Genomic DNA, 24,784 nt, shown 5'->3' with positions numbered 1-24,784 from the left:
TCACTTTCTGACGGTGACCTCGTCGAGCGTCACCGCGGGTTCGAGCAGAGGAAAAACCACATACCAGAGTACGGCTGCCGCGATCGCGGCCAGGACCGCGGCCGTCAGGAGCCGTTTGCCCAGCGGGGTGGGGAGCTTGTGCCAGAGCCAGCCGTACATGTCAGACCTTTCGTTCCTCGGTCTCCTTGAGCACGCCGTAGACGATCAGCCGTTGGGCGGCCGAGTACTCGGGATGACAGGTAGAGAGCGTGATATATGAGCGGATGGGGCTGATGTCGGGCTTGCCGGGGACGGGGGCGATGATCTCGATCTCGTTGGGTTCGACGATGTCCTGGGAGGTGACCCGGTAGGTGTAGCGGGCCTCGCGGGCCTCGACGACGATCTCGTCGTCGCGCTGGAGTTCGTCGATCCGGTTGAAGGGCGCCGAGTACGTGGTCCGGTGACCGGACACGACGAAGTTGCCCACCTGGCCGGGCAGGGCCGTACCCGGGTAGTGGCCCGGACCCTTCTTCAGGTGGTCGGTTTCCACGCCCTCCACCACCGCGTAGCGGTAGTCGCGGCCCAGTTTGGGGATGCGCAGCAGCGCCATCGCATTGCCCAGCGCGATCTTGGGGATCTTGCCGTCGGCGGCCGGCTGCGCCGCGGTGGCGCTCTCCTCCGCGAGTTGCTGCTGCAGCAGGAGTTGCTGGCGCTGGGTGTAGGCGCTGGTGCCCCAGAGAAGGTAAGCGCAGAAGAGCAGCATGATCACGCCCGCCGTGATGCTCAGCTCGCCCACGCTCCGCAGGATGGCCCTCACCCGGCCAGGGTATTCGTGACTGATCCGGTTCCCTGGGGATCGCCATGTCATGCGCGTGGCGACTATCCTGGGCCACGCTTCAACTACGCTAACCACAGAGCCTGTGGACGATCCGGATGCCCCAGGCCCTCAGCAGGAGTTATCCAGTGTCCAAGCCCAAGGCTCGCAAGAAGGCGGTTTACACACCGCCGCAGAAGACCCAGCAGGTCAAGGTCAGCCCCCGCTGGCTGGCACCGACGATGGTGGGCACGTGGATCATCGGCATCCTGTGGATCGCCGTCTACTACATCGCGCCCGATGCGCCCTTCATCGGCGACCTACAGAACTGGAACCTGCTGATCGGGTTCGTTTTCATCATCTTCGGTGTGGTGCTTTCCACCCGCTGGCGTTAGTTCTTTCCACAGTCTTTTCCACACCTGGGGAAAGTCAGCTCACGATCGCGGACGTCCGGAGCAACACGAGCACGCCGAGGACGACCACCGCCCCCACCACGGTCAGCGTCTGCACCAGGGCGCGGTTGTTCTTGGGGGCGTACGCCAGCGCCGCGGCCAGCGCCGATCCGGTGATCAGGCCGCCCACATGGCCGGTCCAGCTGATGTTGAGTCCGGGCAGGAACGTGATCACCAGGTTGATCACGATCAGCACGGCGATGCCGCGCACGTCCATGTTGAGCTTGCGGCCGACCACGAAGATCGCGCCGAACAGGCCGAAGATGGCGCCGGACGCGCCGACCGTCAGCGTGTCGGGCGTGTCGAGCCAGTAGCCGAGCGTGGAGCCGCCGAGCGCGCTGACGACGTAGATGGCCGTGAACTTCACGTGCCCGAAGGCGCGCTCCAGGTAGGGACCGACGACGTACAGCGCCCAGCTGTTGAACAGGATGTGGAAAACTCCGCCGTGCACGAACGCGGCGGTGATCAGCCGGTAGTACTGCTCGCCGAAGGCGACGCCCATCGGCCACATCCCCAGCCGGGCCGTGACGGCGTTGCCGGTGAGGTACTGCGCGCCGAAGACCAGGATGTTGACCGCCAGGATGGCCCAGGTGACGTAGGGCGTGGCGACGACCGTGCCGCCGAAGGTGGCTCTGGCCTGCCGTACCCCTTTGTTGCCTGCGGCGACGCACTCGGGGCACTGGAAGCCCACGGCGGCGTCGCGCATGCAGTCGGGGCAGATGGGCCGGTCGCAGCGCTGACAGCGGACCCAGGTCTCACGGTCGGGATGCCGGTAACACGTCGGCACCGCCTCGGCGGGATGCTCGGGCGGGCTGGGCGGCTGGCTGGTCATGCTCGCAGCCTACGGCCTTCAGCCCGCCCGACGCGCAACCGAACTCAGGCGGGCTGGCGGTCGAAAGTGAGCGACTCGATCACCACGTCCTGCTGCGGCCGGTCGTTGCGACCGGTCGGCACCTTGCAGAGGGCGTCGACGACGTTCTTGCCCTCGATGACCTCGCCGAAGATCGTGTGACCTCCGTTGAGGTGCGGCTGGGCGCTCACGGTGATGAAGAACTGCGAGCCGTTGGTGCCCTTGCCCATCCGGATGCCCGCGTTGGCCATGGCCAGCAGGTACGGGCGGTTGAAGTTGTTCTGGGCGTGGATCTCATCGTCGAAGGCATAGCCCGGGCCGCCGATGCCCTGGCCGAGCGGGTCCCCGCCCTGGATCATGAAGCCGTCGATGATGCGGTGGAAGATCGTGCCGTCGTAGAGCGGCTTGGTGGACTTCTCCCCCGTCTCCGGGTGGGTCCACTCGCGCGTCCCTTCGGCGAGTTCGACGAAGTTGGCGACCGTGTTCGGAGCAAGCTCAGGGAAGAGCTTGATACGGATCAGGCCGTGGTTTGTCTTCAGGTTTGCGATCAGCTTCTCAGCCACGAGACAGCTGCCCCCCTCTATGCACAGGGTTGGTTTTGTGGTGTTTTGATGACGATGGCCCTTGGGCCGTTGGCAGCATCCTCCCACGGCTCACGATGATTGAGCCGCCTTGTACCGGGAAGGTCACGCTCCGGGGCCCCAATGACAGGGGAGGTTGTCGTGTCCCTGACACTCAGAAGACGCCGTGCGGTGATCGAAGTACCCGATACATGGATGGGCCGCGTCAAGGCTCAGGCCGTGCAGGCGGGCCGCCGGCTCGCGCCGATGGCGGACCAGGCCAAAGTGGCCACCGCCCAGCGCATCGAAGATGCCCGCTACTGGGCTGCGCCCAGGTTGGAAGACGCGGCGCATCAAGTGGAGGATCGGCTCGCGCCGGCGGTCAGCACCATGCTGACCCAAGCCGCGCACAAGATCGATCCGACGCCCATGTCCAAGTCCCGCCGGTGGCCGGTGATCCTGCTGATGACCGGTCTGGCGGTGGGCGCCATGGGCTACATGTTCTACCGCCGCAACGCGCAGCAGTGGACTGACCACATGAAGGACTCCGCCTCGGACGCCTCACAGTGGGTGAACGACCGGGCGGAGAAGGCTGCCGACCGGGTCTCCGACACGGCGGACAAGGCCGCGGACCACATCTCGTCCACGGCCAATGAGGCATCTCGCAAGATGTCCTGATTTATCCGCAGAAAGCGCGCCACCAAAGGGGTGGCGCGCTTTCTGCTACCCCCTTGGTGGCCCGGCCCCCACGCACCCCCGCAACCCATCGCCCCGCACCCACACCCCGAGCCCCGCGCTTCCACACCCCGCAACCCGAGCCCGCGCTTCCAAGCCCCACGGCGCACCACCCCGTTGCCCCGCACTTCCACGCCCCGCGCCCTCGGTACCCTCCGCCTTGGGTACCGCGCCATGGACACCCCGCATCCCGGCATCCTGGCATCACCCCCCGGGTACCCCGGCACCCCGGACGCCGCACACCCGGAACGGCAGCACAGTGCAGACCGGAGCGGGCGAGCCGACGCGGAGCACGCGGGCACGCGTCCGCACGGGGATGAGAGCCGCACGGGATGAGAGCCACGGGGACGAGAGCCACCGCGGGATGAGAGCCACGCGGGACGAGAGCCGCACGGGATGAGAGCCACGCGGGATGGGGCGTTGACGTCGTACCAAGCGCTTGCTACAACGCTGGCATGGCGCTCTCACCCCTGGACGACTACCCGATCCATCAGGCACCCCAGGTCATGCGGCACGTGGCCACCTCCGACCGCAACTTCTACGACCGCTACTACTTCAACTGCCACGCCGCCAACGACGAGCTCATGCTCATCATCGGCGTGGGCCAGTACCCCAACCTGGGCGTCACCGACGCCTTCGCCTGCGTCAGGACGCAGCGGCTGCACCGGGTGGTCCGCGCCTCGCGGGAGCTGGGCGCGGACCGGATGAACACCGAGATCGGCCCGTTCCGGGTGGAGGTCATCGAAGGGCTCAAGCGGCTCCGGGTGCTGCTGGAGCCGAACGAGCATGGCCTGTCCTTCGACCTCACCTGGGAGGGCACGATCCCGGCGACCTTGGAGCCGCGCCACTTCGTGCGCTGGCAGGAGCGGGTCATGTTCGATTCGGTACGGATGGCGCAGACCGGACGGTGGTCCGGAAATATCTGGATCGGGGAGGAAGAGATCGCCGTCACCCCGGACCGCTGGCAGGGCACCCGCGACCGCTCCTGGGGCGTACGACCCGTGGGCGAACCCGAGCCGCCCGGCATCCAGTCGAAGAACCCGGGCACGTTCTACTGGCTGTACGCGCCCATGCAGTTCGACGACCACGCGATCCTCTGCATCATCCAGGAGGACGAGAAGGGCCGCAGGGTGCTGGAGGAGGCGACACGGGTCTGGTCGGACGGCCGGGAGGAGGAGTACCTCGGCCGCCCCGAATACCAGCCCGTGTACGCCCCCGGCACTCGTGACGTGGTCGAGGCCGTGATCGGCTTCTCCCCGCCCGGCGGCAAGCCGTTCGAGGTTCGCGCCCGTCCGATCCTGCCCGTCCACCTCATGGTCGGCACCGGGTACGGCCTGGAGCCCGACTGGAAGCACGGGATGTACCAGGGTCCGGACCCGGTGGTTCAGGGTGTGACCTATACGCTCCCGGACGACACGGCGCGCATGTGGGGCATGGTCGACGCGGTCGGCCGGTTCGAATACGACGGCCAGGTCGGGCACGGCCTGTACGAGTACTGGGCCCTGGGCCCGCACCCGACCTTCACCTAGATCTCCCACCAGAACCACGCACCGCCCGTACTCCCCGTCCGTACGGCCGGCGCACGTCCCCATCCGGTGCCCGAGGCCGACATATCGCAGCCAACCGATCGGCCACAACCGGCTGCGGTCGGTCACGGCCAATCACGGTCGGTCACGGCAGGCCATGGCCGGTCCTAATCGATCGTGACCAGTCATGATCGATCGGGATCAGCCGCGGTCGGTCGCGGTCGCGGCGTGGGACACGTCCCCGCTACGGATCCGGTGCCGACACAGGACCTGTCACCGCCACGAACCAGTGCCGGCGCGGGACATGTCACCGGTGCGGGGCTGGCTGCCGGTGCGGGGCTGGTTGCCGGGTTAGTCGACCTTCGCGCACTTGATGGAGACCGTCTTGGCCAGTCCGTCCGCGGGCGGGGTGCCCATCACGGTCAGCGAAGGCTCGGAACCGGCCTCGGCCTTGCCGCCCTGCTCCGTGCCCTTCTCGGCCGGAAGTGCGGGCACCGCCTCCGTGAACTCCAGGACGCCGCCCTTGCGCGGTTCGTCGGCCTTTTCGGCGTCCTTGCCGGGGGCGGGGACGGCGCGCTCGGTGGGCGCCCATTCCGCGTCGGCCGAGGTGGTGACCTTGCCGTCCTTGTCGATGGCGATCGCCTTGGTCGCCTGGGTGAGCTCGGCGACGACCTTCCCGTTCTCGTCGGTGCAGACGACCTTGCCGCCTGCGCCGGGCGCGGGTGTCTCGTCGGCCATCGCCGATCCGGCCAAGGCGGCGAGCCCCAGCACGCCTACCGCACTGAGGACCATTACGCGTCGCTTGAACATGAATTCTCCTGTCGTGTGGGTCGGACGGGAACGAATCTGCTCTGCCGTACCTGAAGAGAGGCTGAAGGCGCCCTAAATGATCTTCAGGTTGGCTTTAGGTGGCTTGCTGCACTCTGAGAGGCGTGCGAGTGCTATTGGTTGAGGACGAGCAGCGGCTGGCCGACCTGGTGAAGGGCGGGCTGACCGGCGAGGGGTTCGCGGTTGACGTGGCCTACGACGGGCGCGACGGGCTGTGGATGGCCACCGAGAACGACTACGACGTGATCGTGCTCGACGTGATGCTGCCGCGGATGAACGGCTACGCCGTCTGCGCCAAGCTCCGCGAGGCGGGCAACTGGACGCCGATCATGATGCTGACCGCCAAGGACGGCGTCTACGACGAGGCCGAGGCACTCGACACCGGAGCCGACGACTATCTGGCCAAGCCGTTCTCGTACGTGGTGCTGCTGGCCCGGTTGCGTGCGCTGGTGCGGAGGGGCGGGCGGGAGCGGCCGGTGTCCATCACGGTCGGGGACCTGGTGATCGACCCGGCCGGGCTGCGCTGCCGCAGGGGTGAGACGGAGGTGTCGTTGACGCCGAAGGAGTTCGCGGTGCTGCACGGGCTGGCCAGGCGGGCGGGCGAGGTGGTGTCCAAGAGCGACCTGCTGGCGGCCGCCTGGGACTTCTCCTACGACGGCGACGCGAACATCATCGAGGTGTACATCAGCGCGCTGCGCCGCAAGATCGATCTGCCGTTCGGCAGGACGACCCTGGTGACGGTCCGCGGCGCGGGCTACCGGCTGGAGGCGGAATGACCGGCAACGGCGACCCAACCCCCCACAGCTCGCAGCCCCGCCCCCAGCCACCCGAAACCACGCAGGAGCACGAAACCCCGGGGGAAAGCCAGGCCGCGAGGGAACACGAGCCCATGCCAGACCACCAGACCACGGGGGCGCACAAGACCGCGCGAGCGCACATGGCCTCGAAGGAACACGAAGGCGCGCGGGCGCACATGGCCGTGGAGGAACACGAAGGTGCGCGGGCGCGCATGGCCGCGAGGGAGCGGGACAGGGCCGTGCGAGGAGAACAGGCCGCGCGGGGGCGGGACAGGGCCGCACGGGGAGAACGGGCCGTGCGAGGGGAACAGGGCGCTCGGGGGGAACAGGGCGCTCGGGGGCGTCGGGGTGTGTGGGGGCGTGAGGTGCGGGGGCAGGGCTCGGGGAGGGTTCAGGTGGGTGGGTCTCTGGCTGCTCGGGTGCGGGAGGGAGCCTCCTCGGTACGGCTGCGCGCCACCCTCGCCGCCACCCTGGTCGTGGCCCTGGCCCTGGGGGTGACGGCGCTCGTGCTGACCCAGTCCATGCGCGGCAGCCTCCTGGCGAGTGTCGACGCGGACGCCACCCGGCGGGCCGTCGAGGCGGCGCCCGTCCTGCAGGCGTCGGTGGCGCGGGCCGATGCCATGAAGGCCGATACGCTCACTGTCACCGACCCCGCCCAGTCCTACCCGGCCAACGTGGGCACTACCCAGCCGTACCAGACGACCGTCGTCGACCCGGACGTCATGCTCAGTGCGGACGGCAAGACCTTCAGCACCGCCTGGGAGCAGGTCGACGGGTTCCGGGTGGTGGGGATGGCGGTGACCACCGAGGCGGGGCCGGGCATGGTGCTCGCGCGTTCCTCGCTGGCCCCGGCCGAGGAGGCGCTGACCACGCTCAACAGCGTGCTGCTTCCGGGCGTGCCCGCGCTGCTGCTGGTCGTGGCGGTGATGACGTGGCTGTCGGTGGGCCGGGCGCTGCGCCCGGTGGCGGCCATCCGCGCCAAGGTCGCCGACATCACCGCCCGCGACCTGCACCAGCGGGTCCCGGTCCCGCGTTCGGGGGACGAGATCGCCGCCCTGGCCACCACGGTCAACGGCACCCTGGACCGGCTGGAGACTGCGGTCGACCGGCACAAGGGCTTCGTCGCCGACGCCGCCCACGAGTTGCGCAGCCCGATCGCGACCCTGAGGGCGAGGCTGGAGCTGGCCGAGCCGAGCGAACTGACCGCCGAGGCCCTCGCCGACGTCGAACGCCTGCAGGCGCTGGCCGGTGACCTCCTCCTGCTTGCCCGGCTGGACGCTGGCGAACCACTCCAGGCGGCCGACGTGGACCTGGGCCAGATCGCCGCCGAGGAGGCGGTGCGGGTCGAGCGCCGTCCCGAGGTGGAGCTGAAGCTGGACGTGCAGCCGGACGTGGTGATCGAGGGTGTACGCGGGCACGTCGGCCGGCTCGTGACGAACCTCGCGAGCAACGCGGTACGGCACGCCGCCTCGACCGTCGTGGTCCGGGTCCGCCGCGAGGGTACGTCGGCGGTGCTGGAGGTCGAGGACGACGGGCCGGGGATTCCGCAGGAGCAGCGGGAGGCGGTGTTCGGCCGGTTCACCAGGCTCGACGAGGCCAGGGCGCGTGACGCCGGCGGCGCGGGCCTGGGCCTGCCGATCGCCAGGGACATCGCGACGCTCCACGGCGGCACCGTCCACGCCAGATCCGGGGGATTTGTCGCACGTTTCCCCATGAACCACTACACCGATGCGGTACGTGTGGACGGTTGAAGGAGGTAACCATGCTCACACGCCGTGCCTTGGTCACCCGCGGCACCCTCACCGGCGCCGCGATCGTGTTCCTATGGCCCAGCCGGGCCGACGCGGACACCGCGCCGCACCGGGCCGACGCGGACGCGGAATCCGCCAAGCCGGTCCTGGCCCTCACGAAGAACATTCGCGTCGGCGGCGGAAGGATCATCAAGAACAAGTACGTGATCACCCAGCCGAAGAAGAACGTCTTCCGGTGCTTCAGCGCCAAGTGCACCCACCAGGGCTGCACGCTGGCGAGCGTCAGCCGTGGCACGATCAACTGCCCATGCCACGGCAGCAGGTTCAACATCTCCACCGGCGCGGTCGTCCAGGGCCCCGCCACCCGCGCGCTGCCCCGCAAGAAGATCAAGGTGTCCGGCGGCAAGATCAGACTGGCGTGAGCATCCTCGTGTAGGCGGAGGTGCGCTGGATCACGGTGAACCCGGAGCGCTCGTAGACGCCGAGTGCTCCGGTGCCGTTGTCGGCGTCGACGCTGAGGCCGGCTCTGCCGTACCCCTGACTCTTGAGCTCGGTGAGGGCGTGTGAGATGAGCGCGCTCGCGACGCCCTTGCCACGCCAGGGCGCGAGGGTGCCGATGATCTGGATCCACGCCTCGCGCACGCCGGTCACGGCGGTGTCGGCGGCGAAGTAGTGGGTGATCAGGATGCCGACGACCTCGTCGCCGTCGAGGGCGAGGAAGGATCCTTCCGGGACGAAGGCGCGGGTGCCGGTGATCTTCTCCTTCCAGCTTTCCGTGGTGTGGGGGGTGGTGCCCCAGTGGCCGCTGAAGGCCTCGTTGCGCACGTTCAGGGCGCCCGCGTCGCGGTCGGGGGTCCAGGTGGTGAGGCGCAGGCCGGCGACGGGCGGGCGGGACTCGATCTCCGTGGCCAGATCGCGTTCCATCTGGAAGAACCAGCGCGCCTGGGCGAAGCCCCTGCTCTCGAAGAGCTTCGCCGCCCAGACCTGCGTGTCGCGCGTGTGGACCTGGAGTTCGAGGGGCTTGCCGGGGTACGCGCGCTCGTGCAGGAGCGGCGCGGCCTCGACGGCCCAGTCGAGTACGCGCGTGCCGAGGCCGGTACGGCGGTGCTCGGGGTGGACGCCGGCCCACAGCCCCATCCGGTGCACCTCCGGGGCGGTCTGCCTGATCGGGAGGAAGGCGAAGGCCACGAGGCGGTCGCCGTCCCTGGCGGCGAGCGTGCCGTCGGCGAGGTCGACCAGCGGGCTGGTGAGGCTCTCCGCGAGGTCCTCGGCGCCGTAGTTCTCGCCGTCCTGGTCGACGGCCTGGATCGCGGCGGTCAGTTCCGCCCACCGTCCGGCGTCGTCCTTGCGCAACGGCCCCCACGTGATGCTCATGGAGCGGCAGCCTAAGCCAGCCTGGTCGAACACCCCAAACGATTTCCTAGCTGGGCAAGCCGCTCGGCGAAGCCGTTCCGGGTGGACTCCTTGAAGCCGACGAAGAAGCGGTTGGCGAGCGGTACGCCCCAGCGCATCCAGGTCGCCACGTTGAAGACGCGGTGGACCAGGAGGGAGCCCTGCGGGTGCGGCTCGACGCTCCATTCGCCCCGGTACCACCAGCCGCCCTGGAAGGCGATGGTCCGCCCGGCGACCTCGACGGTCGAGGTGTGGCCGGGGAAGTCCTCCACGGTGAACCGGCCCTCCTCGTGGCCGCCGGGCAGCAGGCTCCGCGCCAGGTCGTCCCAGACCTTGGCGCCGGGCGCCTCGACCACGCCGGACACCTCGGTGATGAGCTTCTTCACGGTCTTCTCCTATTCGAGGGTCTTCTCCATCAGCTCGCGCGTGAGCGTCGCCTGCCAGGACAGCTCGCCCTTCTCCAGCCGCGCGATCAGGCCGTCCATCCAGGACAGCTCGGCCTGGCTCAGCGTCCGCTCGTAGTCGACCTCGATCATGAGCAGCTCGGGCAGGCCGCTGTCGCGCATGGCGGCGACGTGTCCGTCCATGGCGGTGATCAGCCCGCGTACCGAGGCCGCTCTGGCCCGCAGCGCGTTGACCGCCTCGGGCACGGGCAGGCAGCCGATCAGCGAGACCGCCGCGGTGAACGCGCGACGGTCGCCGCCGGGGCTCTGCAGGAGCGACCGGAGCCGGGTGGACAGTTCCTTGCGGCCTTCGTCGGTGATCTCGTAGACCGTCCGCTCGGGGCGGCGGCCCTCCTTGGTGGTCTCCACCGCGACGATCAGCTCGTCGCCGGTGAGCTTCTCGACCGCGTGGTAGAGGCTCCGGGGGAGCCCGGTCACGTAGTCCTTGTGCGTGTCGACGATGAAGCGGTGCAGCTCGTACGGGTGGCTGGCGCGTACCGAGAGCATGGCCAGCACTGTCAGGCCCACCAGATCGGGACGACGCGCCATGTTGCCTCCTTCTATATTGCATTATGCACTAGTGCGTATGTACCCGCTAGTCGAGTTGCTTGAAGGCGCGCTCGATCGCCTGGCGGGCCACGTCCTCCGGATAGGGGAAGCGGCCGATCAGGTCGCGCAGGCCCTCGGCGTGGGCGCGGCGGGCCAGCGACGCGACCTCGGCCAGTTCCTCGCGCTGCGCCAGCGCGAACGCGCGGTCGACGACCGCGCCGTGACCGGGCACGACCACGGGCTCGGGCAGTCCGGCCAGCAACGCGGCCATCGTGTCCGGCCAGTCGAGCGGGTAGGAGTCGCTGAAGGCCGGCGGCGCGCCCTCCTCGACCAGGTCTCCGGCGAAGACCACCCCAGCGTCCGGCACGTGCAGCACGATGTCGTTGTCGGTGTGTCCCCGCCCGAAATACCGCAGATGTACGGCCCGCCCGCCGATGTCGAGCGTGGCCCGGTCGGTGAAGGTGTGGTCGGGCGCGACCAGGTCGATCTCCTCGATCTCCGCCCGCCGCTCCTCCGCCACGAAGCCCAGCACGCCCGCCCGCTGCGCCTCGCCGCCGGTCCGGATCTCCTCCGCGCACCCGGCGTGCCCCCAGATCTCCGCGGGCAGGAACATCGCGTTGCCGAAGAAGTGGTCCCAGTGAGCGTGACTGTTGACCACGGTCCACGGGTCCGGCGTGATCCGGCGGACGGCGGCGATCAGATCCGTGGCCTCCCGGTGGGACATGCGGGTGTCGAACACCAGGCAGTGCCCGTCGCCGACGACCAGGCCCACGTTGAGGTCGACGGACTCGTGCCTGCGTACGAAGACGCGGTCGCCGACCTCCTGCCACGGCTCGCTCACGCGCCCGTCCTGAAGATCAGTTCGGGCCGCTCCCAGGTGACGCGGGGCGGCTTCGGCGGGCACGTTCCCACACGTTCCGCGCCCATGCGCAGGTAGAACGGTTCGGCGGGCGGGTTGGAGACCACCCGTACCCGGGACAGCCCGGCCCGGCGGGCCTGGTCCAGCATGTGCTCGACGAGTCGGCGGCCGAGACCCGTGCCCTGGGCGTGGTCGGCGACGAACATCAGGTCGAGCTCGTCGCCGGTCAGGGCGTAGAAGCCGAGATGGTCGTCGGTGGTGTAGACCTGGTGGGCGGCGATGTACGCGGCGGTGACCTGGTATCCCTCCAGGATCGTGGCGTACTCGCCGTGGTAGGCGCTGGAGGCGTGCATGAGCGCGGTGAGCGCCCCGGCGTCGCGGGGCTCGGCGCGGCGGATCGTTTCAGCCATGGTCTGGCCTATGTTGTCGAACATGAGCTATGGCTTCCAAGTGAGCGTCGACGCGGCCGACCCGCACGCGCAGGCCGACTGGTGGGCGGACGCGCTCGGCTGGGAGGTCGAACCCCAGGACGCGGACTTCATCCGCGACATGGTCTCCAAGGGGTTCGCCACCGAGGCCGACACCATCGTGCACGACGGGCAGCTTCGCTGGCGGGAAGGCGTGGCCATCCGCAGCGAGGGGCATCCGCGGGTGCTGTTCCAGCTCGTGCCCGAGGCCAAGACCGTCAAGAACCGGGTCCATCTCGACGTCCAGGTCGGTCAGGACAACGTCGAGGCGGAGGTCGAACGGCTGACCGCCAAGGGCGCGAGCTTCTCCCACCGGGGACAGCAGGGACCGCACTCCTGGGTGACGATGACCGACCCCGAGGGCAACGAGTTCTGCGTCACCTAGTCAGGTAGGCCAGCACCGCCAGCACGCGGCGGTGACCGTCCTGCGTGGGCGGCAGGTCGAGCTTGGCGAAGATGCTCGCGATGTGCTTGGCGACGGCCGCCTCCGTGACCACGAGTTCCCTGGCGATGGCGGCGTTGGCCCGGCCCTCGGCGATCAGCGACAGCACCTCGCGCTCGCGCGGGGTGAGGCGGGAGATCGGGTCGCGGCGGCGGCCGAGCAACTGCCGGACGACCTCGGGATCCACGACGGTGGCGCCGGCGGCGACCCGGTCGAGGGCGTCGGCGAACTCCTTCACGTCGCCGACCCGGTCCTTGAGCAGGTAGCCGACGCCGGTGCCGGTCTCCAGGAGCTCGGCGGCGTAGGTCTGCTCGACGTACTGGCTGAGCACGAGCACGGGCAGGCCGTCGCGCCGGAGTTCCAGGGCGGCGCGCAGGCCCTCGTCGGCGAACCCCGGCGGCATGCGCACGTCGGTGACCACGATGTCCGGCGCGTGCTCGCGGACCGCGGCGAGCAGGGCGGCCGCGTCGCCGACTGCGGCGGCCACCTGGTGGCCGAAGCGTCCGAGCAGGCTCACGAGGCCCTCACGCAGGAGGACGGCGTCCTCGGCGATGACTACGCGCACGGGATCTCCGCTCTGATGGTGGTCGGGCCGCCCGGCGGGCTGGACAGGGACAGTCTGCCGCCCACCACGTCGAGCCGGTCGGCCAGGCCGGTGAGCCCGGTTCCCGCCGCCGCGTCGGCGCCGCCGCGGCCGTCGTCGGTGACGGCGATCGACACGCTTTCGCGCGATTTTTCCACTTTTATCGTGATGTTGGTGGCGTTGCTGTGTTTGGTGGCGTTGGTGAGGGCTTCGCTGACCACGTAGAAGGCGGCGATCTCCACGGGCGGCGGGAGCCGTACGTCCAGATCTGTCTTGGTCGTCACGGGGATGGCCGAGCGCGCGGCCAGTTCGCCGACGGCGGCGGCGAGGCCGCGGTCGGTCAGCACCTGGGAGTGCACCCCGCGGATCAGCTCCCGCAGTTCGGCCAGCACCTGCTTGGCCTCGGCGTGCGCCCGGTCGAGCGTACGCGCCAGCGGGGCCTCGTCGGCAACGTCCAGCCTGGCCAGCCCGAGCGTCATGGTCAGCGCGACCAGCCGCTGCTGCGCGCCATCGTGCAGATCGCGCTCGATCCGGCGCCGCTCGACCTCGAAGGCGTCGACCAGCCGCGCCCGCGACCGCCTGACCTCCTCCAGTTCCGCCCGCTCGGGCGCGAGCACCGCCCTGACCATCGCCGCGCGCGCCCCCGCCCAGGCCGTCAGCACGTACGCCCCCACGGGCACCAGCGCCACTCCCACGAACGAGGCGGCCACCGCGATCGCCCCCGTCGCCTCCGGCTGCACCACGGGCGAGAGCACCAGCAGAATGGGCCCGCCCACCGCGACTCCGACGATCGCCAGGTCGATCCACCAGAACGCGACCAGCGTGAGCACGGCCAGCCCGATCTCCCGCCGCCGCTCCCGGGTCCCGGGCACCGGCGACAGGTCAACCAGCCGCATCCGCCACCGTTCGAAGCGCGTCACGAACGGCCCGAACGCCACCAGCGCGACGATCCCGGCACCCACCGCGGCCCACCCCGGCAGCACCTCGGACACCACCGCCACCACCAGCGGCGCGACGCAGAAGACCGCGCCGGCCAGCAGGTACGCCAGCGCCCGCCAGGGCCAGGACGAACGCAGGAACGGCAGCGGCCGGGAGCCGATCGCTTCGAGGGCGGAGGTGCTCACCCCGCCACGGTAGCCAGAGGGCTGACACCTAAATTTAGGTCAATGACAAACTTGAGTCGGTCATGCCAAAATGGCGGCATGACGACAGGGCTCCGCGCGATGAAGAAGCAGCAGACCAGAGAGAACATCTCCCAGCACGCCACCAGGCTCTTCCTGGAACGCGGCTACGACAAGGTGACGATCGCCGACGTCGCCACCGCCGCGCAGGTGGCCAAGATGACGGTGACCAACTACTTCCCCCGCAAGGAGGACCTGGCGCTCGACCTGGGCGACGCGTTCGTCTCCGGGCTGGCGCACACCGTCGCCGAGCGGCCCGCGGGCCGGTCGGCGCTGGCCGCGCTCCGTGACGCCTTCCTGGCCGCGGTGGAACGCAAGGACCCGGTGATCGGCTTCGCGCCCCTGGAGTTCGCCCGGATGATCACCGACAGCCCCGCGCTGGTGGCCAGGCTCCGCGAGTTCCACGACGAGCGCGAGGCCGCCCTGGCCGCCCAGCTCGCGGCCGAGACCGAGCCCGGCTTCCTGCCCCGGCTCGCGGCGGCCGAGCTCGGGGCGGCGCACCGGCTGCTGTTCGACGAGACGCTGGCCCGGGTGCTCGACGGCCAGGACCACGACGGGATCGCCGCGGCGCTGACCGAGGCCGGGCGCATGGCCTTCGACCTGCTGGAGCCCTCCCTCGGGACCTATGCCATTTCCGCGGATGCGTAGCCGGAACGAGCTCGCCGCCGACTACGCCGCGTTCCAAGCCCGCGGGCGGCGGGCACTGCTCGACGGCAAGGCCACCCACGACCTGCCCTTAACCGAAGGCAGCCCGCGCTGGGGCATGACCACCATCCTGCGCCCGACCGGCCCCGCGCTGGACCGCCTGGAGTCGCTGGCCGGAGCGGCCGGCGCGGCCGCCGGCCCCGGCCACTGGACTCACGGCCGCGGCGTCCTGCACTTCACCCTGCGCTCGCTGGAGGCGTACCGGCGGGTGATCCCCGCCGCCGACCCGGCCCTGCTGACCTTCGCCGCCGCCCTGCGCTCCGCGGCCCGGGGGCTGCCGCCGGTGCGGATGCGCGTCGAGGGCGTCAGCGCGCACGCCGGTGGCGTCCTGGCCTTCGGCTACCCGGAGGACGACACCATCTGGACCCTCCAGCGCCGGTACGCCGAGGCGCTGGGGGCACGCGGGTCGTTCGAGTCGCGGCCCCGGGAGCGCTGGTACATCAGCCTGGTCCACTTCGCCGCGCCGCTGACCGACCCCAAGAAGGTGGTCGCCTGGTGCGACGAGCACGCGGGCGAGATGCCGGGCACCACCGAGATCCCCGCCGCCGACCTCGCCCACGCCACCATCACCGGCCCGCACGTCCGCCTCACCACTCTGGAACGGGTCATACTGGACAGGTGATGATCGCCTTAACCTGGGTGACCTTCGGTTTGGTGGCATCCGATCACGGCGGCCGCTCTTCTGTGTCTGGTGGGGGCGGCGGTGTTCTGGTACGTGGGCGGGACTAGAAGCTCGTCCCCAGCAGGCGGGCCACCTCCGCGCGGTCGTTGACGCCCAGCTTGTCGTAGACCGCCTGCAGGTGGTTGGCGGCGGTGCGCATGGACAGGGTGAGGCGGTCGGCGATCTGGCGGTTGGTCAGGCCGGCCGCGGCGAGCTGGACGATCTCCCGCTGGCGCGGGGTCAGGTCCGGGGTGGCGAGTTCGACCAGGGCCGGGGTCGTGACGCCGGGGCAGCGCCTGGCCAGGGCCCAGGCGCGGGTCTGGGCGCCCTTGGCGGCGGTGCCGCGGCCCATCCGGCGGTAGGCGGCGGCCTCCTGCGCCGTGGCCTCCGCGGCGTACAACACGACGCCGAGCGACTCGAACTCGGCCGCCACCGCGCGCAGGCCGGGCGGGTCGCTGCGGGCGGCGGCGTGGGCGTGGCGGGCGCAGATCTGGGCGAAGGGGCCCTCCGCCCGCCCGGCCAGCTCGTCCAGCGGGCCGGTCACCAGGTCGGCGGCGCCCATTCTGACGACGTCGTGCAGGGCGAGCATCCGGTAGCCGAGATAGGGGCAGTCGGCGGCCATGGACAGCGCCGTCCGCACGGCCCCGTCGAGGTCGCCGTCGGCGGCGGCCAGCCAGGCCTTGGCCAGCAGCACGGGCTGGAGCGTGTAGTTCCAGCATCCGGCCAGTTCTTCGGCTTCGGTCAACGCCTTTCTGGCGGTTTCCAGGTCGCCCAGGAGCGCCGCCGAGTGGGCCAGTTCGGCCAGGCACCTGCCCAGGTACGGCGAGCGGGCGCGCAGCCGTACGACATCCTCGCGGCACCAGCGCAGGGCGGCGGCCACGTCGCCGCGCAGGCGGCAGACCTGCGCGCGGTAGGCGCCGAACCCGCCGACCGACAGGTCCGGCGCGGCCAGTTCGGTGCCCTGGACGGCGACGCGGGCAGCGTCGGCGAGCTCCCCCGCGAACAGGTGGGCCGCGCACCGCGCGTCCAGCATGACCGGCAGCGCGTGCGGGGCGCGGTCGCGCCAGGCGTCCGCGTCGGCCATGGCACGTTCCACGACGGACACGCAGCGGGCGCTGCGGCCGGAGTGGGCGCTCACCCATGACTCCAGGGCGGCCAGGTGCCCGCTGCCGCGCGCGGTGTCGGGGGCGAGCTCGCGGGCGCGGGTGAGCGTGCGCCCGGCGGCGTCGAGCCGGCCGGTGAAGAAGTCGACGACGCCGCGGTAGACGAGCAGTTCCTGGCGCCAGGCCGGGTCGGCCAGCGTGTCGGCGGCGCCTTCGAAGACGCGGCCGGCCTCGTGGGTGTCGCCGGACCAGAGCATGTTGACGCCGAGCGCGAGCGCGTGCTGGGCACGTTCCGCGTCGGTGGCGCCGGGCCCGCCCTGACGGCGCAGCACCTCCTGCGCGCCGCCGGTGTCGCCGAGGATCGTCAGCACCTGCCCGAGCAGCGCGACCGCCTCGATGCCGGCGCCCGCCTCGACCGCGGCCCGGCCGAGCCGGGCGGCCAGGTGCGGGTCCTGGCGCCCCCACGCCAGGTGCGCGGCGACCAGGAGCATGCGCGGGTCGGCGGGCGAGCCGCTGTCGAGCCGCCACACGGCCGCGCGCAGCATGTCGTCGCGCCCGCGCATCCCGCTGGCCTCCAGCGACTCCGCCAGCGTGCGCAACCGCCGCCGGGCCCTGAGCGTACGGCAGCGCCCCCGCACCACCTCGCCATAGAGCGGATGGCCGAGCCGCATGCCGGGTCCGTCGGCGACGATGAGACCGCGGTCCTCCACCCGTTCGACCGCGCCCGCCGAGGCCATCGTGACCAGCAGGTCGGTGCCGAGCGGTTCGCCGAACGCCACGAGCTCCAGCACCTCGCGCTCGTCCGGGTCGAGATGCCCGATCCGCTCGCTGACCAGCTCGCGCAGGCGGGTGGTCATCGACAGCCCGCCCCGCCAGCGCCACTGGCCGCCCTGCTCGGACAGGCAGCCGATGTCGCGCCCGGCGTGGACGAGCTCACGCAGGTAGAGCATGTTGCCCTCGCTCACCCTCGCCAGGTGGCGTACGGTCTCGGCCGCCACGTCGCCGCGCAGCGCCGCGGTGAGCGCCTGGCCGACCTCGTCGCGGGTCAGCGGCGCCAGCTCGATCCTGGTGACCAGCTCCTCCTTCCAGAGGGCGGCCACCGGCTCGGGCACGGGCTCGCCGGTCCGCACGGTGACCAGCAGTGCCGCCTCGCCGCGCGTGGCCAGGTAGTGCAGCAGCGCGGCGGAGGCGGCGTCCAGCCGGTGCGCGTCGTCCACGGTGACCAGCAGCGGCGCCCGCCCCGCCCGGGTCCGCAGATGCCGGGCGGCCCAGCCCAGCAGGTTCTCCCCGCCGTCCGGCGGGCCGCCCAGCACGTGCGCGAACGCCCCGAACGGGATCATCGCCGCGGTCTCCGTGCCCAGGGCCCGTACCACGCAGTACTCCGTCAGGCTCGCCGCCGCCTCGGCCGCCAGCCTGCTCTTCCCCACTCCGGCCTCGCCCGCGATCATCGCTCCCGTGCAGGATCGCAACGCCCGGTGGACGGCGGCCAGCGGGCCCTGCCGTCCGATGAATCGCCATCGATTGCTCATCGCAGCCCCTCCTCCCGGATCTCATCGTCGGGATCCCGGTTCGCGGGAGGTTCAGGTCTTCAGTCCCGCCGCCGTCAGCAGGAGATCCACCACCGCGTCGGTCCCGCTGAACGGCACCGGTTCGCCGCCCACCTCCTCGAGCAGCCCGCGGAGCTGGCCGCCGGACTGCTCGGGTTCTACCAGGCGTACGATCACCGTCCTCATGCCCGCACGATCCACCGGCGCGGTTCAGGTCTGGTTCAGGTGGGTTTTCGGGTGGTTTTCGGGTGGTTTTCAGGTGGGGAAGGGCGCGGGCTCGACCTCCAGCTCGCGCATGCGCTCGGCGTAGACGTGGTAGCGGCGGCGGGCGTCGCCGCGCCGTCCTGCCTGGTCGAGGGAGCGGATCAGCCCCAGGTGGGCGCGCTCGTCGTAGCCGTCGCGCTCCAGCAGCCGCAGCCAGTAGCGGGCCGCCTCGTGGTGGCGTCCCTCCTCCGCCCGCGCGCCGGCCAGCCGCGCCGCCGCCTGCACGTAGGCGAGCCTGGCCTGCTCGCGCAGACCCACGGCCCAGTCGGCGTAGGGGTCCTCCTCGCAGAACTCCCCGCCATAGGCGGCCTCGGCCGCCTTCCACCGCGCCAGCGCCTCACCGCCGCGCCCGGCCTGCTCCAGCCGTACGGCCGCGCCGACCAGCCCCAGGAACCGCTCGATGTCCACGTCGGCGTGGTCCAGGTCGAGCCGGAGCGCGCCCTCGTCGGAGACCACGATCTCCACCTCGTGCGCCGGGTCGAGCACCGCGCGCAGCGTGGAGACCATCACGTTGAGCCGTTTGAGCCCGACCGCCTCGTCCTCCTGCTCCGGCCAGAGGATCTCGACCAGGCGCTCCCTGCCGATCGCCCTGCCTCTCCTGCTGACCAGGATCTTCAGCAGGTCACGGGCCTTGCGGGACTGCCATGCCGTACGCGGGACGGGGAAGGAGCCGCGCAGCACGCGGAAGGCGCCCATCGTCTCGACCGTCACCCGCGCGCCCGAGGCGGGGGTGACGCGCGCCAGCAGCGCGTCGATGCGGTCGTCGAGCATGCGGCAGCCGATCGCGTGCATGCGCTCGGCCACCTCCCCGGCGACCTCGGCGCCGACGGCGGGGTCGGCGAGTGCCGCTCTGACCAGCTCGGCCCTGGCGCGTCCGACGGGGTCGCCGAGCGTGCTCCAGATGCGTACGGCGTCGTCGGCGCGGTCGTGGTCCTTGTCCAGTTCGGCCCGGAGTTCGGCGATGCCGGCCAGGCCGGTGTGGTGGCGGCGTTCGGCCGCGATGGGCTCCGCCTCGTCCAGCAGTTTCCTGGCGGCCTCCGCGCGGCCGGCGGCGACGGCCACGCGGGCGGCGGCCACCCGGGCGCTCACCGCGGCCATGCCCTCGGTGTGCTTGAGCGCCTCGGCGGCCAGGCGGGCGGCCTCGTCGGGATCCTCGGCGGCCAGGAGTTCGGCCAGCTCGGTCAGTGTGTTGCCGAGGGCTTGGGCGTCACGCGAGCGCCCGGCCTCCACCCGGACCCGGCGGTAGGTGGCCGCCGCCGCGGCGCGCTCGCCGCGCAGCGTCTGGATCCTGGCCAGTTGCAGCAGGCCGTAGCCGATGCGTGAGCCCATGGCCTCCCAGCGCGCGACGGCGTCGGCGGCGTCCACGGCGGCCTCTTCGAGCCGGCCGAGCCCGATGAGCGCCTTGGCCCGGTTGGAGACGGTCAGGGCGGCCCACGGCGCGAACGCCACCAGGTCGGACAGCCGGCCGGCGATGTCCACGTCGGCCAGCGCGGCGTGGTAGTCGGCCTCGTCGATGTGGCGTGATGCCCGGTTGGCCCGGATGCGGATGAGCTGGAGGATGTCACCGGCGCGCTCGGCGTACTCCAGCGCCCGCAGGTAGTAGGCGTCGTTGGCGCGGCGGTCGCCGTCGAGCGCGGCGACCATGGCGATCACCGTGGTGGCGGCGGCCAGCGCGCCCGGGTCGCCCAGCAGCGCCGCGGCGTCGAGCGCCCGCTCGGCCATCTCCGCGCAGGCCGCCCGGTCGCCCCGCAACCACAGCACCGAGGCGGCCGAGGCGGTACAGATCACCGCGTCGGCCGGTGGCGATCCGTGCTCGGCGCCGCGCAGATACATGGCCATGGCGGTGTCGAGGTCGCCGCGCAGGTGGTCGATGAAGCCGAGGCGCCGGGCCAGGAAGGCGTCGAAGGCGGAACTGCCGGCAGCTCTGGCGAGCAGTTCGCGGGCGCGGCGCCAGTCGCCGCGGTTCTGCTCGGCGATCCCGGCCAGCCTCAGCATGGCCGGGCTCTCCCGCCGGTCCTCCGGCAGCAGCGCCAGCCCGGCCAGGACGTCGTCGCCGCGCTCGGCCAGCCGGGGTCCGTGCGCGGTCAGCAGCGACGCGGTCAGCTCGGGGTGCCCGGTGGCGACGGCGGCGCGCAGCGCCTGCTCGGGCTGGTCGTGCTCGACGTACCAGCGGGCGGCCACCTCGGCCGTGTCGTGCGACTCGTGCCGGTCGAGCGGCGCGTGCCTGGCCAGCACGTGCCGGCTGGTGGCGGTCAGCCGGTGACCGCCCTGGGCCGCTTCCAGGAAGAGCCCGCGGCTGGTCAGCGAGGTCAGCGTGTCGGGCGGCACGCCGAGCGTGGCGGCCAGGTCGGCGGTGAGCACCGGCAGGACCGTCGCCGCCCGCAGCAGCTCGCGCATCTGGGCGGGCAGGTCGCGCAGGGCGTCGAGCGTGAGTCGTTCGAGGGTGTCGGAGGTCGCGGCCAGGCCGGAGGCAATCGCGGGCCACAGCGCGGGCTCCGCGCGGGCCATGGCGTCGAGCGCGGCCCGCACCGCGGCGGGCCAGCCGCCGCTGGCCGCGTGCAGGGCGGGGGCGATGGCGGCGCCGGACGCGCCGAGCCGGTCGCGGGCCCAGTCGGCGCACTCCCCGACGCTCAGGGCGAGGTCGGTCGCGTCGAAGGTCAGCACTTCGAGGTCCTGGCGCAGCCGCGCGGTCGGGAACGGCAGCGGCGCCCTGGACGCGGTCACGATGTGCAGGTGCCGGGGCGCGGCGCGCACCAGCGTCTCCACGAACCGCACCGGTCCCGGCGCGCCGGCGATCACGTCGAGGCCGTCGAAGACCACCACCAGGCCACGCCGCAGCCGTAACCGCAGAGCCTCGGCCAGCGCGCCGGCCAGCGCCGCCGCCCTGGCGGGTTCGTCGGCGTCGGGGCCGAGCGGGGCGTCCGCGGCGGCGGGCAGTTCCGCGGGCAGGTCGGGCACGCGCGTGGCCAGCTCCGCGATCACCGCGGCGGAGAACGGCGCGAGCTCCCGGTCACCCGGGTCGAAGCGGTGCAGCACGCCGCCGACGGCCTGGCTCCAACCGGCCAGCGCGATCGACTTGCCGTAGCCCGTGGCCGCGACGAGCGTGGTGAGCCTGTGCGTCAGCGCACCGTCGAGCCGCCGGTCGAGGGCTGGACGGGGCCGCACCCACCCGCGTTCCACCCCCGCATGTTACGCCCCGTTTCGCGGGCGACTCCAGAGTTCGGAAAGTGCCACCTCCCGGTAACGCTCGGAGAGGAGCACTATGGTCAGGTACCTCTTTCCGAGGAGGGCGCCGTGGATCAAGACCTGCCCGGCGGAGCGCGCGTGATCGTCGGTGTGGACGAGTCGCCGGCCGCGCGCTTGGCGCTGGCCTGGGCCATCGGCGCCGCACGACTACGCCGCATGCCGCTGGTCGCCGTGCACGTGAGCCGGGCGCCGATCCATCCTTTCCCCGAGGCACTGCCGCTGCAGCACGCGGCCAGGTCCGGAGAGGAGGCTCGAAGTACGGAGGTGGTCGCCGACGCCTTCGTCGAGGTGTGCGGCGGTGTGCCCACCGACATCGTGACCGCCGTCGTCGGCCGGATGGGCGACCCCGGCTACCACCTGGTCGACCTGGCCGGCGAGTGCGACCTGCTGGTGCTCGGCCGCAGCAGGCGCGGCCTGCTCAGCCGGATGCTGCTGCCCTCGACCAGCATGTACTGCGCCCGCCACGCGCGGGCCACGGTGGTGATCGTGCGTGAGCCCGCGCCGCCCGACGAGCCGGAGGTCTCGGGCGAACGCGGGCACCGACGATTCTGGAGCCGTTGACTTACACCGGGCGATTTGTCAGGAGAAGCAGGGCTTTGTCGAGCCGATCCTGACGGGCCTCCGGCGTCAGCGCCTGAAGCACCGGCAGCATGGCCAGGTAGCGCCCGGTCCTGTCGAGCCGCTCGAACGCCTCCTTGGCGGCGGGGTCCGCCTCCAGCGCCGCCGCCAGGTCCGGCGGCACCGTGGCCGTCTTCTGCGACTCGTAGGCGGCCGCCCACCTGCCGTCCTCCTGCGCCCTGCGCACCTCTGCCAGGCCGGGCTCGCGCATCCGGCCCACCGCAGCCAGCATGGCGACCTTGTCCACGTTCACCTGCGACCACAGGCTCCTGGCCCGGCGTGGCACGTACTTCTGCAGGTAGTACCGCTCGTCCAGCGAACGGCGCAGCCCGGAGACCCAGCCGTAGCAGAGCCCGATGTCGACGAGCTCGTCCTCGGTCACCGTCGCAATGCCCGACTTCTTCTTGGCCACCTTGATCCACACGCCTTCCTGCCGCGTGTGGTGTACGGCCAGCCAGCCCTCGAACGCCGGGCCGTCGGCGAAGGCGAGGACTTCCACCCCGTCGAGCTCATCCATGCGCGTCAGGCTAGCGCTAGCACTTCTTGACGCCCGGGAAGGGGTCCTTCCAGGTGTAGAGGGTGCTGGCGGGCACCCAGCCGTAGCGGCCGCTGTCGTCGCCCTGGGTGTAGTACCAGACGTTGTTGCCGCCGCTGTGCTTCTCGCCCCTGACGTAGCACTTGAACCAGCTCGGGTTCGAGCGGAGCGTGTCCACCCGCTTGGGCCAGGTGTGCTGGTTGTCCGGGTCGCCCCAGCTGGTCTTGTTGTAGATCGGCCTGGGCGCGTAGTTGCCGCACTTCAGGCTGCCGTCCCCCTGGGCGTAGCACGGCGGGTTCTGGGCCTGGGCCGCCGCGCCGATGCCGACCGTGACCCCGGCCGCCGCCACTACCGCCATGATCGCTGTACGCACTCGCATGATTGTGTTCCCCTCGTATCCGCGAACGGGGGAGACGTTAGGCGAGCGGGTTATCGATTCGCTTTAGAGCGGCTGTCAGCAGGCGGATGCCCTCGGGGATGGCGGTGCGGGAGACGCCGCCGTAGCCCAGGACCACGCCGTGGCCGGGGGCGCCTTCCGCGTAGTAGGAGGCCAGGGACTCGACGGCCAGGGACGGCGCCGGCCGTACCTCCATGGTGGGGTCGAGGCGGGCGCAGACGTGCAGGCCCGCGGCGGACGGGACCAGCCGGAAACGGCCGTCGGCCGCGAGCAGGGCGGTGATCCGCGCGTGCCGGGCCGCGTACTCCTTGGTGGCCTTCCTGATGTGCCTGGCCAGCAGTCCCTCGTCGATGAAGCGGGCCAGCGCGGCCTGCGCGAACGGGTCGCCGTGCCAGTCGGTGAGCTGCTTGGCGGCGCGCAGGGCCGTACGGAGGGAGGCGGGCGCGACCAGGAACCCCAGCCGCAGCGTCGGCAGCAGCGTCTTGGAGAAGGAGCCGACGTAGACGACCCGGCCGGCGCCGTCGAGGCTCTGCAACGGCTCCAGCGGGCGCTCGCCGAAGCGGAACTCGCTGTCGTAGTCGTCCTCGATGATCACCGCGTCGCGGTGCCGCGCCCACTCCAGCAACGCGGTACGGCGGGCCAGCGACATCGGCACACCCAGCGGGAACTGGTGCGACGGCGTCACGTAGACGAGCCGGGCGGCCTTGGGCAGGGCGGCGACCTCCAGGCCCTCCTCGTCCACCGGCACCCCGGCCACGCGGGCGCCGAGCGAGCGGAAGAGCCGGCGGGCAGGCGGGTAGCCAGGCTCCTCGACGGCCACGCACGCCCCGGGCTCGATCAGCACCCGGCCGATCAGGTCGAGCGCCTGCTGGGCGCCCTGGGTGACGATCACGTCGTCGGCGCCGGCCCGTACCGAGCGGCTGATGCCCACGTGCCGCGCGATCGCCTCCTTGAGCGAGCCGTCCCCCGCGGGGTCGATGTAGGCCGCCGAGCCCACCCGCAGTTCCCGTGCCAGCAGCCGTCGCCAGCTCGCGATCGGGAACAGCTTCGGGTCCGGCAGCCCGACCGTGAAGTCGTGGAGCACCCGGCCGCGCGGCGGCATCGGCGGCTCGGCCGCGCGCCAGAACGCCCTCGGCCGCACCACACCTCTCGGCGCCGCCCTCCCCCTGACCGGCTCTCCCGTCACGAACGTTCCCGCCCCGGCCCGGCCGGTCAGGAAGCCGTCCGCCACCAGCCGGTCGTAGGCCACGGCTACGGTGTTGCGCGAGACGTCGAGGCGGCCGGCCAGCTCGCGGGTGGGCGGCAGCCGTTCGCCCGGCCGGAGGCGGCCGTCGAGTATCGCGTCGAGCAATTGCCGGTATATTCGCGCGGCCAGGTCGCCGCGGCCTTCGAGGCTGACGTGGAAGTCCACTCTTCACCCCTCTTTTTCGGCCGGGTGGACCTAGCTCCACCCTGGCGTGCATCTGAGTGCATTCCTGGGGCTGTGCCGTACTTCTAGCG

28 protein-coding genes are annotated in these 24,784 nt (G+C 71.6%); 10 read left to right on the top strand and 18 right to left on the bottom strand.

The window, feature by feature from the left end; translation table 11 throughout:
• Positions 1-159 carry a hypothetical protein gene (locus ACIBKY_RS43295; protein WP_397106448.1) on the bottom strand — a complete coding sequence of 53 codons (159 nt, stop codon included), beginning with the start codon at positions 157-159 and terminating at the stop codon, positions 1-3.
• 1 nt (position 160) lies between these two features.
• Positions 161-796: a class E sortase gene (locus tag ACIBKY_RS43290; RefSeq protein WP_397106446.1), complete on the bottom strand. Its 636-nt coding sequence runs from the start codon at positions 794-796 to the stop codon at positions 161-163.
• Positions 797-912: 116 nt separating this feature from the next.
• On the opposite strand from ACIBKY_RS43290, the gene ACIBKY_RS43285 reads away from it, so the two are divergent.
• A complete protein-coding gene (locus ACIBKY_RS43285) occupies positions 913-1,188 on the top strand; it encodes a cell division protein CrgA (RefSeq protein WP_184959033.1) in 276 nt (91 codons plus the stop codon).
• Between the two features lie 34 nt (positions 1,189-1,222).
• On the opposite strand, the gene ACIBKY_RS43280 is transcribed toward ACIBKY_RS43285, so the two are convergent.
• On the bottom strand, positions 1,223-2,077 hold the full coding sequence (locus ACIBKY_RS43280; RefSeq protein WP_397106444.1) for a rhomboid family intramembrane serine protease: 855 nt from the start codon (positions 2,075-2,077) through the stop codon (positions 1,223-1,225).
• A gap of 44 nt (positions 2,078-2,121) precedes the next feature.
• On the bottom strand, positions 2,122-2,658 hold the full coding sequence (locus ACIBKY_RS43275; protein WP_397106443.1) for a peptidylprolyl isomerase: 537 nt from the start codon (positions 2,656-2,658) through the stop codon (positions 2,122-2,124).
• Positions 2,659-2,817: 159 nt separating this feature from the next.
• On the opposite strand from ACIBKY_RS43275, the gene ACIBKY_RS43270 reads away from it, so the two are divergent.
• Together ACIBKY_RS43270 and ACIBKY_RS43265 are read left to right on the top strand one after the other, a co-directional pair.
• Positions 2,818-3,333, top strand: coding sequence for a hypothetical protein (locus ACIBKY_RS43270; protein WP_397106441.1), 516 nt, complete (start codon positions 2,818-2,820; stop codon positions 3,331-3,333).
• A gap of 512 nt (positions 3,334-3,845) precedes the next feature.
• Positions 3,846-4,919: a hypothetical protein gene (locus ACIBKY_RS43265; RefSeq protein ID WP_397106439.1), complete on the top strand. Its 1,074-nt coding sequence runs from the start codon at positions 3,846-3,848 to the stop codon at positions 4,917-4,919.
• 348 nt (positions 4,920-5,267) lie between these two features.
• On the opposite strand, the gene ACIBKY_RS43260 is transcribed toward ACIBKY_RS43265, so the two are convergent.
• On the bottom strand, positions 5,268-5,726 hold the full coding sequence (locus ACIBKY_RS43260; RefSeq protein WP_397106437.1) for a hypothetical protein: 459 nt from the start codon (positions 5,724-5,726) through the stop codon (positions 5,268-5,270).
• Positions 5,727-5,848: 122 nt separating this feature from the next.
• Between ACIBKY_RS43260 and ACIBKY_RS43255 the strand changes: the two genes are divergently transcribed.
• From ACIBKY_RS43255 to ACIBKY_RS43245, 3 genes are all read left to right on the top strand, one after another.
• Entirely contained in the window at positions 5,849-6,520 is a 672-nt protein-coding gene (locus ACIBKY_RS43255; RefSeq protein ID WP_184959038.1) for a response regulator transcription factor, read from the top strand.
• Between the two features lie 416 nt (positions 6,521-6,936).
• Positions 6,937-8,292 carry an ATP-binding protein gene (locus tag ACIBKY_RS43250; RefSeq protein WP_397106435.1) on the top strand — a complete coding sequence of 452 codons (1,356 nt, stop codon included), beginning with the start codon at positions 6,937-6,939 and terminating at the stop codon, positions 8,290-8,292.
• 11 nt (positions 8,293-8,303) lie between these two features.
• The gene (locus ACIBKY_RS43245) at positions 8,304-8,714 is read left to right on the top strand and encodes a Rieske (2Fe-2S) protein (RefSeq protein WP_397106433.1); all 411 of its coding nucleotides are present in this window, start codon (positions 8,304-8,306) and stop codon (positions 8,712-8,714) included.
• Here ACIBKY_RS43245 and ACIBKY_RS43240 read toward each other — a convergent pair.
• Genes ACIBKY_RS43240 through ACIBKY_RS43220 form a run of 5 tightly spaced genes read right to left on the bottom strand, consistent with a single transcriptional unit; the run spans position 8,701 to position 11,945 of the window.
• Positions 8,701-9,666: a GNAT family N-acetyltransferase gene (locus ACIBKY_RS43240; protein ID WP_397106432.1), complete on the bottom strand. Its 966-nt coding sequence runs from the start codon at positions 9,664-9,666 to the stop codon at positions 8,701-8,703. The genes ACIBKY_RS43245 and ACIBKY_RS43240 overlap by 14 nt on opposite strands.
• 11 nt (positions 9,667-9,677) lie before the next feature.
• Complete coding sequence (locus ACIBKY_RS43235) at positions 9,678-10,070, bottom strand: hypothetical protein (RefSeq protein ID WP_397106430.1); 393 nt, start codon at positions 10,068-10,070, stop codon at positions 9,678-9,680.
• Between the two features lie 9 nt (positions 10,071-10,079).
• Positions 10,080-10,676, bottom strand: a complete 597-nt coding sequence (locus ACIBKY_RS43230) for a PadR family transcriptional regulator (RefSeq protein ID WP_397106428.1) — start codon at positions 10,674-10,676, stop codon at positions 10,080-10,082.
• Between the two features lie 46 nt (positions 10,677-10,722).
• Complete coding sequence (locus ACIBKY_RS43225) at positions 10,723-11,517, bottom strand: MBL fold metallo-hydrolase (RefSeq protein WP_397106426.1); 795 nt, start codon at positions 11,515-11,517, stop codon at positions 10,723-10,725.
• Positions 11,514-11,945, bottom strand: coding sequence for a GNAT family N-acetyltransferase (locus ACIBKY_RS43220; protein ID WP_397106424.1), 432 nt, complete (start codon positions 11,943-11,945; stop codon positions 11,514-11,516). Before ACIBKY_RS43220 ends, ACIBKY_RS43225 begins: the two co-directional genes overlap by 4 nt.
• Positions 11,946-11,967: 22 nt before the next feature.
• Here ACIBKY_RS43220 and ACIBKY_RS43215 point away from each other — a divergent pair, with 22 nt between their 5' ends.
• The gene (locus ACIBKY_RS43215; protein WP_397106422.1) at positions 11,968-12,387 is read left to right on the top strand and encodes a VOC family protein; all 420 of its coding nucleotides are present in this window, start codon (positions 11,968-11,970) and stop codon (positions 12,385-12,387) included.
• Here the strand turns inward: ACIBKY_RS43215 and ACIBKY_RS43210 are convergent.
• Together ACIBKY_RS43210 and ACIBKY_RS43205 are read right to left on the bottom strand one after the other, a co-directional pair.
• The gene (locus ACIBKY_RS43210) at positions 12,380-13,009 is read right to left on the bottom strand and encodes a response regulator (protein ID WP_397106421.1); all 630 of its coding nucleotides are present in this window, start codon (positions 13,007-13,009) and stop codon (positions 12,380-12,382) included. The genes ACIBKY_RS43215 and ACIBKY_RS43210 overlap by 8 nt on opposite strands.
• Positions 13,000-14,151 carry a histidine kinase gene (locus tag ACIBKY_RS43205; protein ID WP_397106419.1) on the bottom strand — a complete coding sequence of 384 codons (1,152 nt, stop codon included), beginning with the start codon at positions 14,149-14,151 and terminating at the stop codon, positions 13,000-13,002. The genes ACIBKY_RS43210 and ACIBKY_RS43205 overlap by 10 nt, the downstream gene beginning before the upstream one ends.
• Positions 14,152-14,229: 78 nt before the next feature.
• Here ACIBKY_RS43205 and ACIBKY_RS43200 point away from each other — a divergent pair, with 78 nt between their 5' ends.
• Positions 14,230-14,856 (top strand): TetR/AcrR family transcriptional regulator, encoded by a 627-nt coding sequence (locus ACIBKY_RS43200; protein ID WP_397106417.1) that lies wholly within the window; start codon positions 14,230-14,232, stop codon positions 14,854-14,856.
• On the top strand, positions 14,849-15,535 hold the full coding sequence (locus ACIBKY_RS43195) for a hypothetical protein (RefSeq protein WP_397106415.1): 687 nt from the start codon (positions 14,849-14,851) through the stop codon (positions 15,533-15,535). Before ACIBKY_RS43200 ends, ACIBKY_RS43195 begins: the two co-directional genes overlap by 8 nt.
• Positions 15,536-15,638: 103 nt before the next feature.
• Here the strand turns inward: ACIBKY_RS43195 and ACIBKY_RS43190 are convergent, their stop codons facing one another.
• The 3 genes from ACIBKY_RS43190 to ACIBKY_RS43180 form a co-directional block, all read right to left on the bottom strand.
• The gene (locus tag ACIBKY_RS43190) at positions 15,639-18,206 is read right to left on the bottom strand and encodes a LuxR C-terminal-related transcriptional regulator (RefSeq protein WP_397106413.1); all 2,568 of its coding nucleotides are present in this window, start codon (positions 18,204-18,206) and stop codon (positions 15,639-15,641) included.
• A gap of 51 nt (positions 18,207-18,257) precedes the next feature.
• Entirely contained in the window at positions 18,258-18,410 is a 153-nt protein-coding gene (locus ACIBKY_RS43185; protein WP_184959051.1) for a hypothetical protein, read from the bottom strand.
• Positions 18,411-18,479: 69 nt separating this feature from the next.
• Positions 18,480-21,668, bottom strand: a complete 3,189-nt coding sequence (locus tag ACIBKY_RS43180; RefSeq protein WP_397106411.1) for a BTAD domain-containing putative transcriptional regulator — start codon at positions 21,666-21,668, stop codon at positions 18,480-18,482.
• Positions 21,669-21,782: 114 nt separating this feature from the next.
• Between ACIBKY_RS43180 and ACIBKY_RS43175 the strand changes: the two genes are divergently transcribed.
• Complete coding sequence (locus tag ACIBKY_RS43175; RefSeq protein WP_397106410.1) at positions 21,783-22,295, top strand: universal stress protein; 513 nt, start codon at positions 21,783-21,785, stop codon at positions 22,293-22,295.
• A 1-nt stretch (position 22,296) separates the two neighbouring features.
• Here ACIBKY_RS43175 and ACIBKY_RS43170 read toward each other — a convergent pair whose 3' ends face one another.
• Genes ACIBKY_RS43170 through ACIBKY_RS43160 form a run of 3 tightly spaced genes read right to left on the bottom strand, consistent with a single transcriptional unit; the run spans position 22,297 to position 24,695 of the window.
• On the bottom strand, positions 22,297-22,869 hold the full coding sequence (locus tag ACIBKY_RS43170; protein ID WP_397106408.1) for a YdeI family protein: 573 nt from the start codon (positions 22,867-22,869) through the stop codon (positions 22,297-22,299).
• Between the two features lie 16 nt (positions 22,870-22,885).
• The gene (locus tag ACIBKY_RS43165; RefSeq protein ID WP_397106407.1) at positions 22,886-23,266 is read right to left on the bottom strand and encodes a hypothetical protein; all 381 of its coding nucleotides are present in this window, start codon (positions 23,264-23,266) and stop codon (positions 22,886-22,888) included.
• A 37-nt stretch (positions 23,267-23,303) separates the two neighbouring features.
• Positions 23,304-24,695, bottom strand: a complete 1,392-nt coding sequence (locus ACIBKY_RS43160) for a PLP-dependent aminotransferase family protein (RefSeq protein ID WP_397106405.1) — start codon at positions 24,693-24,695, stop codon at positions 23,304-23,306.
• Between the last annotated feature and the right edge of the window lie 89 nt (positions 24,696-24,784).

The sequence above is a fragment of the Nonomuraea sp. NPDC050394 genome, from assembly GCF_044459065.1.
Taxonomy (GTDB): domain Bacteria; phylum Actinomycetota; class Actinomycetes; order Streptosporangiales; family Streptosporangiaceae; genus Nonomuraea.
This window is presented reverse-complemented; position numbering and strand designations above follow the sequence as displayed.